A 12,575-nucleotide genomic window follows, 5' to 3' on the forward strand; every position below is an offset into this window, starting at 1 on the left:
ATGGAAGCGTGGTACCATTATGTACTTTTGATTGGAATGGGGTTTGTAGTAGGCTTTATCAATACCGTTGCAGGAGGTGGATCCTTAATAGCATTGCCCGTTTTGATATTCTTGGGACTTCCTCCCAGTGTCGCCAATGGAACCAATAGGGTAGCCATTGTCATACAAACGGCCCTGGCCACGGCTGGCTTTAAAAGCAAACAGGTTTCAACATTTCCTTTTAATCTTTATTTGGGTATTTCCGGTTTGTTAGGGGCCATTATTGGGGCCTATATCGCAGTGGATATCCATGGGGAGACTTTTAATAAGATTTTGGCCATAGTAATGATGCTCGTAGTGTTCATTATTGTTTTTAAACCTAAAATCAGATTGGAAACCCTACATGAGCGTATTACGGGTAAGTATCTTTGGATCGGTATAATCTCCTTTTTCTTTTTTGGAATCTATGGTGGTTTTATTAATGCCGGCCTTGGTTTCATTATGATACTATTTTTGCACTTTGTAAATCGAATGACATTGGTTCGGGCCAACGCCACAAAAGTGGCTGTGGTATTCCTTTATACGCTTTCGGCCTTGTTGGTATTTGCCTTGAACGATAAGGTAAATTGGAAAATAGGGTTGATTTTGGCCATAGGAAACGGATCCGGTGCATGGCTGGCCAGTAGGGTGTCAGTGGATAAGGGAGATGGGTTTATTAAGAGCTTTCTGGTCATAATGGTATCCATTATGGCAATTAAACTATGGTTTTTTGATTTGTAGGATTTATTAATTGATAAAGAGTTAGTGATAGTGGAAAGTATTGCACATTTAAAATGGCGTTATGCCGTTAAAAAATTCGATTCGAAGCGTTTATTGCCCAATGAAAAGGTTGAAGGGTTAAAACATGCCTTTAACCTGACAGCAACATCCTACGGTTTGCAACCCATAAAAATGGTAGTATTGCAAAACAAGGAAATACAGAAGAAATTGGTTTCCTACTCCTATGGCCAGCGTCAGGTTGGAAATGCCTCACACGTATTGGTTATTTGTATTGAGAAGAAAATCGATACCGCATTCATTAAGCAATATTTCAATCTGGTGAAGGAGGTTAGACGTACCGATGAGGCTATATTGAAACCGTTTGAGGATACATTGGTCCAGGATTTTGGAAAGAAAGAAACAGAGGAAATTAAGATATGGGCAACCAATCAGGCTTATTTGGCATTGGGGAACCTTTTGTCTTATTGTGCCTTGGAGGAAATTGATTCATGCCCCATGGAAGGTTTTGTGCCAGGGGACTATGACAAAATATTGGGATTGGAAAAAATGGGTCTAACATCGGTTTTGGTATTGCCAGTAGGGTATCGATCCCAGAACGATCCTTTTTCCAAGATGGAAAAAGTAAGAAAGAACATTGAGGAAAGTATCATTGAAATATTTGATTGAAGTTAAAAAAATAAATTAGTATGCCTGGATTTGAACTTTTTGGAGAAAAAGAAAAAAATGAAGTACAAAATGTATTGGATACTGGAGTCCTAATGCGCTATGGTTTTGACGGTATGCGGCAGGACCAATGGAAAGCAAAGGAATTGGAATCGGCCTTGGCTGAACGTATGAAGTCTAAATACGCCCATGTCGTAAGTAGTGGTACGGCCGCATTGACTGTGGCTTTGGCCAGTGCCGGTGTTGGGGCAGGGGATGAGGTAATCATACCCACCTTTACTTTCGTGGCCAGTTTTGAAGCCGTTTTGGTATTGGGGGCAATCCCTATATTGGTTGATATTGATGATACCTTGACCTTAGCTCCCGAATCGGTGGAAAAAGCCATTACCAAAAAAACCAAGGTTGTTATGCCGGTACATATGTGTGGTTCCATGGCCGATTTGGATGCATTGAAGTCGATTTGTGATAAGCACGGTTTATTGTTACTGGAAGATGCTTGTCAGGCTATCGGAGGCAGTTATAAAGGTAAACCACTGGGAAGCTATGGGGATTTAGGTTGTTTTTCTTTCGATTATGTAAAAACCATCACCTGTGGTGAAGGTGGCGCTTTGATTACTAATAATGCAAGCTATTATAAAAACGCAGACCATTATTCCGATCACGGCCATGATCATATTGGAAATGATAGGGGGGCGGAAAGCCATCCCTTTTTAGGTTATAATTATCGTATCTCAGAGCTTAATGCCGCTATGGGTGTAGCCCAATTAAGCAGGTTGGATGAATTTATAGATTTACAACAACGTAATTATTCCATTTTGAGAAATACCTTGGATCAGGTTAAGGGTATTTCCTTTAGGACGGTTCCTGAAGGTGGGATAGAAAATTATTCCTTTCTTAGTTTTTTCCTGCCCGATGGAGAAAAGGCGAAAGCAGCACAAAAAGGATTTTCAGAAGCAGGAGTAGACGGTTGCTTTTATTGGTATGATAACAACTGGCACTATTACCGTAAATGGGAGCATTTGATCCATAGGAAATCCTTGGGTAATATGACCCAAGAGGTAAAAGACCAATTGCCCGATTATACCCAATCCGATTTTTCGAAATCCGATCAGTGGATTCGCCGAAATATTTCCTGCTTGATCAAATTAAGTTGGTCAGAGGACGAAGTACGGGAACGGGCCACAAAAATGGCCGCGGTTTTAAGAAACCTCCTATAGATTTCAGTAGTTGACGTAGTCCACAATTTCCAGACCGTACCCGACGATACCAACACGTTTGGATTGTTGGGTATTGGTCAATAATCGTATTTTGGTTATTTTAAGGTCGTGCAGTATTTGCGCACCAACACCAAAATCCCTGGAATCCATTTCAATCTTAGGGGCTTCAAAAACGCCCTCGGATTGTAATTTTTTCAATTCGGACAACCTTTTTAAAAGGTTTAAGGATTGGGTTTCCTGATTGATGAAAACAAAAGCACCGTTTTCGGCATCATTGATGGCCTTGAACATTTGTTGTAACTTCTTGTCAGGATTGTTGGTCAAGGTTCCCAATATGTCATTGTTGACCAATGTGGCATTAATGCGGGTCAAAACGGGCTCGTCTACCTCCCAGCTTCCTTTTGTCAGTGCAATATGGACTTGGTTGTTCGTTGTTTGTTGATAGGCATGTAGCCTAAATTTGCCGAATCGGGTAGTGATTTCAAAATCCTCTTTCTTCTCAATGAGGCTATCATGCTCCATACGGTAGGCAACAAGATCCTCAATGGATATAATCTTTAAATTGAACTTATGGGCCACTTTTACCAATTGTGGTAAACGGGCCATGGTTCCATCCTCATTCAATATTTCGACCAAGATACCTGCAGGCTTAGCCCCAGCCAATCTTGCAAGGTCGATTGCGGCCTCTGTGTGGCCTGTTCTGCGCAGTACACCACCATTCCTTGCCCGTAATGGAAAAATGTGTCCAGGACGACCTAAATCATGGGGTTTTGTGGATTCTTCCACCAGGGATAAAATTGTTTTCGACCGATCATGTACCGAGATTCCCGTGGTACAACCATGCCCGATTAAATCGACCGACACTGTAAAGGGGGTATGGTGCAATACGGTACTGTGCTGTACCATCAAATCAAGATTCAATTCCTTACATCGATCTTCGGTCAATGGGGCACAGATCAACCCGCGCCCGTGTTGGGCCATAAAGTTTATCATTTCAGGGGTTACCTTTTCAGCCGCTGCGATGAAATCCCCTTCGTTTTCACGATTTTCATCATCTACAACAATGATTACCTCTCCTTTACCAATGGCTTCAATTGCCTCTTCAATGGTATTTAATTGTATTTTGTTTTTCATCTCGATCATCATGTCGTAACTGTTTTCTTTTCTTTCTTTTTGAATATTTTTTGAAAAAATTCAACAACCCCATCCAAATTCATCAACCCACGGTCTGCAGTTGCCCTTTTTGTCAAAACAATGCTCAAAGGTAACATAATCATGGTAGATAACCATGCTCCAAGAATGGGATGTATCTCATTTTTCTTAGCATAATTGTCTGCAAAAACCCCGATAAAATAATACGTAAGAAACAAGATAATCGCGATTACCATGGGTAGCCCAATACCCCCTTTGCGTATGATGGCGCCCAATGGGGCACCAACAAAAAACAAAATGACACAGGAGAGGGCCAAGGCGAACTTTTTGTGTAAAGCCAAAATATGCCTGTTATAAATTTCATAACGTTTGTCCAGTTCATTCTTTTTGCCCTTGATCGAAGTCAATAAATTCGAAGCGTTGGTTTTGGCAGCGGTTATAACCTGTACCTTCTGCCAGTCTTGAAAAAGATTGATCACATCGTTACGCGATAGGATAGTGTCTGACTTTATGGAGTCATTTTCAAACTTCTTGGGTTTCGCTTTCTGTGCTGCTAGTTCAGGAATCAATAAGGAATCTTTTTTCGTTTCAATAAAAGCCCCTATTCGGGTTTGTATATTTTTTGCAAAGGCACCTACGATCCTAAGGTTATCATGTTTTAATGAATCTATATCCTTGGTAAGTCGGGATACATTTTTCATTTTTTCCGTACTGATGTCCCGTTCCTCATCCATATCAACATTATTGAACTCCGATAGGTCGATATTCATGGTATAGGTGTCGAAATCCGCATTGGCGAAAGGGTAGGTATTCTTGCCCTTGGTGGTGCTCTTTTCCAAATCACGGTAATAATGCCCATCATATAATACCAACTGCAGAATATCGGAGGATTCGCTACTTTTCAGCTCCCCGGTCTTGGCTTTTATAACTGTTGAATTTATTTTGGTCTTGGTCTTTAGGTGAATGGTTACGTTTTCAAGAAAACGATCGTTTTCACCGTATTTCCTATCGACCTTTATATTCATGTCAGCTCCCTCAAAGTCACTGAATACACCTTCAACAATGGCCACGGCAGGTTTTACCTTGGCAATATTACGTCGTAGATTGTATATTTTCTGTTCAGAGGCGGGAATGACACTGTTGGCAAAATAGAATGTGACACCACCCAAAAAGACAATAAAGATGATTAGGCTCAACATGGATCTTTGCAAAGAAATCCCCGAAGCCTTCATGGCCGCGAATTCATAGTTTTCCGCCAAGGTGCCAAAGGTCAATATCGAAGAAAGTAAAACCGTTAATGGAAGTACTTTTTCGGTTAAATTGGGCATAAGGTAAAAAAGAAACTTACCGATGATTACGATGTCTAGGCCCTTACCGGCCAAATCATCTATAAAAAGCCAAATCGTCTGAAATATGAAGATGAACATCAATATTACAAACGAGCTGAAAAAGTTAAAAAGGAATCTCGATAAAATATACCGGTCTAGAATTCTCAATGTAGTAATGTTAATTTAAATAAAACCTACAAATAGTGTCAATTGTCATGCGCGTCCAATGTTTAAAACATCATCCTGTACCCCAAACAAACAACGATGCATTGGTATGAACCAGCATGAGACACAACATTGTCCTGTTTTTTGTTTCTACGTAACCAGTATTAATTCCTTATGATGTAATAACCTTCATCCTTATACTTGTTCTCATCAAATGTAAATAAGGTTTTCGATAAAGGTTGGTTTGTTTTAAAAGAATTAACAGTAATGGTCGTCATTGTACCGTTTTTGCCTGTTTCAATTACTTTGTAAATGTGTTTGGTCTCCGCATCAATACCTAACAGAATAGATTTGATTTCCGTATTGGTATCAATCGGGGTCAATTTAATGAATTGTATCTTTCTTCCTTGTACGTTCTGTAGGATATCCCATTTATACGTATGTCCTTCCTGATAGAAGGTCAACATTTTTGAGGGGGTAATGGTGTTTTCATCCTCTGATTTGTCCTCAATGGTAACTTCTTCATTTTCTGGGACTATCGTGTATACCTTACTACCGTCGTACAGTTGTTGGGCACCGAAAAAGTTGGCAAGGTATTTATCACCTTGCATAGTGACATTACCTCTTGTCTCATCGTTGATGCCCGCTTCTTTGTTGTTGAGCACATATTTAAAGTCCACAAAAATATTATCGTACCCTTCGACTTTATTATAGACTTCGTCTAAAAGCGCCTTGGCTTTTTCCGAATTCTGGGCATTTGAAATACTTAGGCTTAAAAAGGTAACTGCGATTAAAAATATTTTCTTCATCAAAATTTACTTTAACTCGTTATTCAATAATTGATCTAATGCTATCATATCCGGCACTAAAACCTGTCTGGCCTTACTGCCTTCGAAAGGTCCCACAATGCCTGCAGCCTCTAACTGGTCAATAATACGTCCTGCACGATTGTACCCCAGCTTTAGCTTTCGTTGCAATAATGAGGCCGATCCTTGTTGTGCGATTACGATGACTTCGGCGGCTTCCCTAAACATCGCATCCCTTTCGCTTATTTCATAATCAATACTTGTGCCAGAATCCTCACCAACGTATTCGGGTAATTCATGCGCCTGGGGATATGCCCTTTGAGCGCCGATGTAGGCCGTTATTTTTTCAACTTCGGGAGTATCCACAAATGCACACTGTAACCGCGTAACTTCGTTTCCTTGGGTAAACAACATATCGCCACGTCCGATCAATTGGTCGGCTCCCTGGGCATCCAGAATGGTTCTTGAATCGATTTTTGAGGTAACCCTAAAGGCAATACGTGCCGGGAAGTTTGCCTTGATGATACCGGTAATTACGTTTACCGATGGTCTTTGGGTGGCGATGATCAAGTGAATACCAATGGCCCTCGCCAATTGTGCCAAACGGGCAATAGGGGTTTCGACCTCTTTACCTGCGGTCATGATCAAATCGGCGAACTCATCGATGACCAAAACAATATAGGGCAAAAACTTATGTCCGTCATTCGGATTCAGTTTACGTGCTTTGTACTTTGTATTGTATTCCTTGATATTTCGTACCATGGCCAATTTCAATAGCTCATACCTATTGTCCATTTCGATACAAAGGGAATTCAGGGTGTTGATTACCTTGTTATTGTCGGTAATAATGGCTTCTTCCGAATCTGGGAGTTTGGCCAAGAAATGTCTTTCGATTTTATTATATAGCGTAAGCTCTACCTTTTTGGGGTCTACTAGGATGAATTTAACTTCCGCTGGATGTTTTTTATAGAGTAGGGAAGTTATTACCGCATTCAATCCTACTGATTTACCTTGACCGGTAGCACCTGCCATAAGCATGTGTGGCATTTTGGCCAAATCAACAACAAAAGTCTCATTGCTTATCGTTTTCCCAAAGGCAATGGGCAATTCCATTTCCGCTTTTTGGAACTTGCTTGAGACAATGACCGACCGCATGGATACCACTGTTGCATTTTTATTGGGAACTTCAATACCGATGGTGCCTTTTCCAGGAATAGGGGCAATGATACGAATTCCCAAAGCAGCCAATGATAGGGCGATATCGTCTTCCAGGTTCTTTATTTTGGAGATACGCACCCCAGCTTCGGGCACGATCTCATAAAGGGTGACCGTTGGACCAATGGTCGCCTTGATCTGGGCGATACCTATCTTATAATTCTTAAGGGTATCGACAATTTTGTTCTTATTTTCCTCGAGCTCTTCTTGATTGATGGTAATTCCGCCCGCGGCACCATGTTGTTCGAGAAGATCTATGGTTGGGAATTTGTAATTCCCCAATTCCAAGGTGGGGTCGAATTCCCCAAAATCATCAACCAACTTATTGGCCAAAATATCGGTATCCTCTTGCTCTTCGACTATTTTCTCTACCTCCATGGCCAAAACATCCTCTTCAATGACTTCCTCAGTGGGTACATTGACCTCAAAATCATCGATAGGTTCCTCTTTCTCTATGGGGGGAATATCATTTTTGTGGGTATAGGGGTCTAATATGACCGGAACGTCATTATCTTTTTCGATGGCAACGGTATCTTCATCTTCCGGTGCATTGGATTTGAATTCTGACGAAATGGATTCTTTTTTGGCCTTAAAATAGTGGATGAAATCTTCTGGTGTAAAATGGAACAATCGCACCAATATAAAGATGAGCCCAAATAACAAAAGCAGCAACACCCCGATCTTACCGGCATAGTCCTGAAGAAAATCATTCATCTCATAACCAACGATACCCCCTAATAAAGGTTTGGTCGTAGCAAAGAAACCAAGGCTGATGGATATCCAAATGATAAAAATCAACCCCCATATCCATTTTCTAAGCAACCCTTGTCCTTTAAGGTTTAGGAACATATAGAGTCCTGTATATCCCAGAAGGAAGGGGAATATCATCGATGCCAATCCAAATCCCTTATATATGAATAAGTGACTTACACTAGCCCCAAATTTATTCAATAGGTTTTTCGCCTGTTCATTGCGATTGGCAAATTCAGTCAATAGACTTTGGTCATCTTGCCATGTAAAATAAAACGATACGAAAGAGAAAAATAAAGCTACACTGAAAAGCATCAAAAGACTTCCCAGAATAATTTTATTTTGATTGGATAACTTAAATGATAAGCCCTTTTTTGGGGTCTTAGGCTTTGACTTTCTCCCTTTTTTTGCCATTAATAGAATAATTCTTGGCGCAAAAATACAAATTTACACCCTAAGCCAAAGCGATGAATGTTTTTAAAAAATTTTAGGTAGATAGATAATCAGTCCGATAATACTTGCGCCGATGGACACTAGCATAACGGCGCCGGCAGAAATATCCTTGATAAAACCGATTTTTTCATCGAATTCGGGCTGTACGAAATCAGCTAATTTTTCAACAGCGGTATTCAATCCTTCTATGCCCAGGACCAAGGAAATCGCGAAAATCTGAAGTATCCACTCCGTAGCGGATATATCAAAATAGAATCCGCCAGCGGTCATCACCAAAGCGATAAACACCTGGATTTTTATACTGGCTTCTGTTTTTATCAAAAGCAGTGCCCCTTTGAGGGCAAAACCCACACTACGGATCCTATTTTGAAGAAATGATTCCTTAGGCATCCATCAATGCTTCCAAGGCAGCCTTGTAATTAGGCTCTTCAACAGTTTCAGCAACTTGCTCAGAGTAAACAACGTTACCTTTTTCATTGATCACAACAACCGATCTGGATAACAAACCTTGCAAAGGACCATCGGTAAATTCAACCTGGTAGGCTTTACCAAAGTTACCATCCTTGTAATCCGATAACATTACTACGTTATCAATACCCTCGGCACCACAAAAACGGGTTTGGGCAAACGGAAGATCTTTGGAGATACAGAGAACAATGGTGTTTTCCAATTCTGCCGCTTCTTTATTGAATTGTCGTACGGAAGCTGCACAAGTACCTGTATCGATACTTGGAAATATGTTAAGGACCAATTTTCTGCCTTCGTATTCCGATAGTGAACGGGTAGAAAGATCCGTCAAGGTCAATTTAAATTCCGGGGCAGCGCTGCCATTGGCAGGTAAATTACCAACAGTATGTATTTCGTTTCCTTTTAGTGTTACAGTAGCCATAATAGTCTATTTTAAATGAATGGTGAAAATAAAAAATATATACCTGAAAAGGAATGATTATCAAATAAAAAAGTCCGTACCCTTACGGAACGGACTTTAATTTCCTTAACAAAAATGTTTTAAGAATCAATGGCCCCCACAACACGTTGCATAAACTCATTTAAGGCATCCTTTTTGTTCTTGCCTTCCTTTATCGCTTTGTGTACTTCGAGCGCCCCATACATATTTGAGATGATCTCACCGATCACATCGAGTTCCTCATCCTTCAATGAGGGTACTTCCGTAAGGGCTTCCAAGGTCTCAAGCGTTTCGATGATATAATCCTCATCGTTCTCTTCTATAAAACCGGTCAGATGTTTAATTACTGGTAACTTCACTGATCAATTCTTTTAAGACATCATATTTATTTGTCTGAATCTGATTTTTCAACTCCCCATTCACGAATGCGGCAAATGTGGGAAGGTTGTCCACTTTGGCCAATTTCCTTGACTCCGGAAATTTTTCGGCATCGACCAAAACAAAGGTCACATCTTCATTCACTGTGGATTCTTTTTTAAACTTAGGTTTCATGATCCGGCAATTGCCGCACCATGTTGCCGAATACTGTACCACAACATTTTTATTTTCAGAGATAATTTCATTTAAATTATCCTTTTCCAATTCTAAAAGCATAGGATTATTTTTTTATTGATGTAAAACAAAAATCAAGGCAATGTCCTTTTAAATAAAGGACATTGCCATAACTCCCACTGTTAGTTGGAATGCGTAGCCAAATATTGGGAAACCCCTTTTCTGTCAGCAGTCATCGCATCCTTGCCTTCTTCCCAGTTTGCAGGGCAAACTTCCCCGTTTTTCTGAACATGGGTATAGGCATCGATCAAACGTAAAAATTCATTCACGTTTCTGCCCAATGGCATATGGTTGATACCTTCATGAAAGACAGTGCCTTCCTCATCAATTAAATAAGTAGCCCTATAGGTTACATTGTCACCTTCAACGGTAACTACACCTGTTTCTTCATTGTATTGCTCATTGGTGATGTCCAGGATACCTAAGGTAGATGCAAGGTTTCTGTTGCTATCTGCCAATATGGGATAGGTTACGCCTTCGATACCACCATTGTCCTTAGCGGTATTCAACCAAGCAAAGTGAACTTCGGCAGTATCACATGAAGCACCGATAACAATGGTGTTTCTCTTTTCGAATTCCTTTAATGAATCTTGGAAAGCAAGCAATTCAGTAGGACAAACAAAGGTAAAATCCTTTGGGTACCAAAAAAGCAATACCTTCTTATTGTTCTTTTGGGCTTCTTCCAATACGTTCAATTTGAAAGTATCACCCATTTCATTCATTGCGTTTACATCTAAATCCGGAAATTTTTTTCCTACAAAAGCCATATATAATATTTTTTAGAGTTTATTATTTCTCTTGCAAAATTAAGACATGATACTAAGATAATGATATATGTTAATTAGTAAAATCAATAGCCTTATAACTATTGTAAATACTAATTGAAAAAAAGGGATTTCGTTAAAAAAAGGGAATTAAAAAAGGCCTGTGGTTGTCGGTTTGATAAAAAATAAGGGTGTAAATTACCGACTTCGCAAATTTGTTTTTTAAAAAATTTCAAAGGGTTCAATGTCCCTTGACCAATTGCTTTATTTTGATCTGGAAAGCCGCGAAAATCAAGGTCATGATAGGGCTCAGCCAGTTGAAAATGGCATATAGAAAGTATTCGGCCACTCCTACACCCAAAACCCCGCTATGGTATGCCCCGCAGGTATTCCAAGGAATCAGCACCGAAGTGACCGTTCCTGAGTCCTCAAGGGTACGACTTAAATTTTCCGGGGCAAGATTTCTATCCGAATAGGCTTTGGCGAACATTTTTCCAGGAACCACAATGGCTAAATATTGGTCAGAGGCCGTAATATTCAGGGCTATACAGCTACCAACGGTACTGGCAAATAGTCCGAATGTTGTTTTAGCCATGTGCAGTAACGACTTCGTGATTCGGGATAAGGCGCCAATGCCATCCATAACCCCACCAAAGAACATAGCACATACAATGAGCCAAATGGTGCCGAGCATTCCTTCCATGCCTTTACCGGTGAATAAATCGTTCAATGCGGGATTGTCAGTGGCCACATGGGTCTTGACGGTAATGGCCATTAAGACCCCTTTATATCCAGATTCAAAAGTCAGATTTTTAGAGTTGGTGAGTCCGGTTACAATCTCCGGTTGGAAAATAAGCGCGAAAACGGCACCCAAAAGTGTGCCGATCAATAAGGCGGCCAATGGGGGTGTTTTTTTAATGATTAGGAATATTACAGCAATGGGCACCAAAAAGAGCCAACCATTGATATTGAACGTTGCGTCGATATCACTTAATATGGCGGCAGTATCCGCCGAACCCGTGGTGTCTATCACAAACCCAAGGACAATAAAGACCAATACGGTAATGATTATCGTGGGTATGGTAGTGAGTGACATGTATTTTATATGGTCGAACAGATCACCCCCGGCCATGGCAGGGGCTAAATTGGTCGTATCACTTAAGGGTGACATCTTATCGCCGAAATAGGCTCCGGATAGCACGGCACCGGCAGTCATACCCAATGAGATCCCCAAGGCCTCACCAATACCGATCAGGGCAATACCAACGGTTGCCGAAGTGGTCCAGCTACTCCCTGTGGCAATGGATATGATGGCACAGATGACAACACATGCAGCCAAAAATATGGTAGGGTTCAATATTTGCAGTCCATAATAAATCATAGCGGGAATGATTCCGCTTATCAGCCATGTACCGGCCAATGATCCCACCAATAATAGGATAAGTAATGCCCCAGTGGTCGATTTTATGTTCTCGGCCACCTCGTTCAACATCTGTGTGTAGCTCACGTTGTTTAAAAAACCAACAATCGCCGCCACGGCACCACCAAGTAAAAGTATGAACTGATTGGAACCTCCAATAGCTTCATCCCCAAAAACATAAACGTTGTAGGCAAGCATACCCACCAATGCTATAACGGGAATCAAGGCTTCCCAAATACTCAGCTCCTTATTATTTACGATATGCTCATCCGCTCTATGTCCATCGGGATTGTTTATTTGCATTGACTTAGTTTTGGTTCGTTCGTAATATTACGATTTTACCATTTGTTCTGCAAACCTAAAT

Annotated in this window: 13 protein-coding genes; 3 read left to right on the plus strand and 10 right to left on the minus strand. The window is 40.6% G+C overall.

Features of this window, described 5'->3' with window-relative positions; translation table 11 throughout:
- Genes LX92_RS17295 through LX92_RS17305 form a run of 3 tightly spaced genes read left to right on the plus strand, consistent with a single transcriptional unit; the run spans window position 1 to window position 2,639 of the window.
- On the plus strand, window positions 1-759 hold the full coding sequence (locus LX92_RS17295) for a sulfite exporter TauE/SafE family protein (protein ID WP_109653341.1): 759 nt from the start codon (window positions 1-3) through the stop codon (window positions 757-759).
- Window positions 760-789: 30 nt separating this feature from the next.
- On the plus strand, window positions 790-1,425 hold the full coding sequence (locus tag LX92_RS17300) for a nitroreductase family protein (RefSeq protein ID WP_109653549.1): 636 nt from the start codon (window positions 790-792) through the stop codon (window positions 1,423-1,425).
- A gap of 20 nt (window positions 1,426-1,445) precedes the next feature.
- A complete protein-coding gene (locus LX92_RS17305; RefSeq protein WP_109653343.1) occupies window positions 1,446-2,639 on the plus strand; it encodes a DegT/DnrJ/EryC1/StrS family aminotransferase in 1,194 nt (397 codons plus the stop codon).
- A gap of 3 nt (window positions 2,640-2,642) precedes the next feature.
- On the opposite strand, the gene ribB is transcribed toward LX92_RS17305, so the two are convergent.
- From ribB to nhaC, 10 genes are all read right to left on the minus strand, one after another.
- A complete protein-coding gene (gene ribB / locus LX92_RS17310) occupies window positions 2,643-3,782 on the minus strand; it encodes a 3,4-dihydroxy-2-butanone-4-phosphate synthase (RefSeq protein ID WP_394340351.1) in 1,140 nt (379 codons plus the stop codon).
- Window positions 3,782-5,266 (minus strand): LptF/LptG family permease, encoded by a 1,485-nt coding sequence (locus LX92_RS17315; RefSeq protein WP_262509856.1) that lies wholly within the window; start codon window positions 5,264-5,266, stop codon window positions 3,782-3,784. The genes ribB and LX92_RS17315 overlap by 1 nt, the downstream gene beginning before the upstream one ends.
- A gap of 182 nt (window positions 5,267-5,448) precedes the next feature.
- Window positions 5,449-6,093 (minus strand): LolA family protein, encoded by a 645-nt coding sequence (locus LX92_RS17320; RefSeq protein ID WP_109653349.1) that lies wholly within the window; start codon window positions 6,091-6,093, stop codon window positions 5,449-5,451.
- Window positions 6,094-6,099: 6 nt separating this feature from the next.
- Complete coding sequence (locus LX92_RS17325; protein ID WP_109653351.1) at window positions 6,100-8,469, minus strand: FtsK/SpoIIIE family DNA translocase; 2,370 nt, start codon at window positions 8,467-8,469, stop codon at window positions 6,100-6,102.
- Between the two features lie 63 nt (window positions 8,470-8,532).
- A complete protein-coding gene (locus LX92_RS17330) occupies window positions 8,533-8,898 on the minus strand; it encodes a diacylglycerol kinase (RefSeq protein ID WP_109653353.1) in 366 nt (121 codons plus the stop codon).
- Window positions 8,891-9,397 (minus strand): thiol peroxidase, encoded by a 507-nt coding sequence (gene tpx / locus LX92_RS17335; RefSeq protein WP_109653355.1) that lies wholly within the window; start codon window positions 9,395-9,397, stop codon window positions 8,891-8,893. The genes LX92_RS17330 and tpx overlap by 8 nt, the downstream gene beginning before the upstream one ends.
- Window positions 9,398-9,516: 119 nt before the next feature.
- Window positions 9,517-9,774, minus strand: coding sequence for a DUF6952 family protein (locus LX92_RS17340; protein WP_109653357.1), 258 nt, complete (start codon window positions 9,772-9,774; stop codon window positions 9,517-9,519).
- Window positions 9,755-10,069, minus strand: coding sequence for a thioredoxin family protein (locus LX92_RS17345; RefSeq protein WP_109653359.1), 315 nt, complete (start codon window positions 10,067-10,069; stop codon window positions 9,755-9,757). The genes LX92_RS17340 and LX92_RS17345 overlap by 20 nt, the downstream gene beginning before the upstream one ends.
- A gap of 80 nt (window positions 10,070-10,149) precedes the next feature.
- Window positions 10,150-10,794, minus strand: coding sequence for a peroxiredoxin (locus tag LX92_RS17350; protein WP_109653361.1), 645 nt, complete (start codon window positions 10,792-10,794; stop codon window positions 10,150-10,152).
- Window positions 10,795-11,032: 238 nt separating this feature from the next.
- A complete protein-coding gene (nhaC, locus tag LX92_RS17355; RefSeq protein ID WP_109653363.1) occupies window positions 11,033-12,514 on the minus strand; it encodes a Na+/H+ antiporter NhaC in 1,482 nt (493 codons plus the stop codon).
- Window positions 12,515-12,575 lie beyond the last annotated feature (61 nt).

Source organism: Maribacter polysiphoniae (genome assembly GCF_003148665.1).
GTDB lineage: Bacteria > Bacteroidota > Bacteroidia > Flavobacteriales > Flavobacteriaceae > Maribacter_A > Maribacter_A polysiphoniae.

What these genes read in the sequence shown, in the direction of transcription:
- LX92_RS17295 (WP_109653341.1), top strand. Translation starts at nt 1, where the DNA reads ATGGAAGCGTGGTACCATTATGTACTTTTGATTGGAATGGGGTTTGTA.
- LX92_RS17305 (WP_109653343.1), top strand. Translation starts at nt 1,446, where the DNA reads ATGCCTGGATTTGAACTTTTTGGAGAAAAAGAAAAAAATGAAGTACAA.
- ribB (WP_394340351.1), bottom strand. Translation starts at nt 3,782, where the DNA reads ATGATCGAGATGAAAAACAAAATACAATTAAATACCATTGAAGAGGCA.
- LX92_RS17320 (WP_109653349.1), bottom strand. Translation starts at nt 6,093, where the DNA reads ATGAAGAAAATATTTTTAATCGCAGTTACCTTTTTAAGCCTAAGTATT.
- LX92_RS17325 (WP_109653351.1), bottom strand. Translation starts at nt 8,469, where the DNA reads ATGGCAAAAAAAGGGAGAAAGTCAAAGCCTAAGACCCCAAAAAAGGGC.
- LX92_RS17330 (WP_109653353.1), bottom strand. Translation starts at nt 8,898, where the DNA reads ATGCCTAAGGAATCATTTCTTCAAAATAGGATCCGTAGTGTGGGTTTT.
- tpx (WP_109653355.1), bottom strand. Translation starts at nt 9,397, where the DNA reads ATGGCTACTGTAACACTAAAAGGAAACGAAATACATACTGTTGGTAAT.
- LX92_RS17345 (WP_109653359.1), bottom strand. Translation starts at nt 10,069, where the DNA reads ATGCTTTTAGAATTGGAAAAGGATAATTTAAATGAAATTATCTCTGAA.
- LX92_RS17350 (WP_109653361.1), bottom strand. Translation starts at nt 10,794, where the DNA reads ATGGCTTTTGTAGGAAAAAAATTTCCGGATTTAGATGTAAACGCAATG.
- nhaC (WP_109653363.1), bottom strand. Translation starts at nt 12,514, where the DNA reads ATGCAAATAAACAATCCCGATGGACATAGAGCGGATGAGCATATCGTA.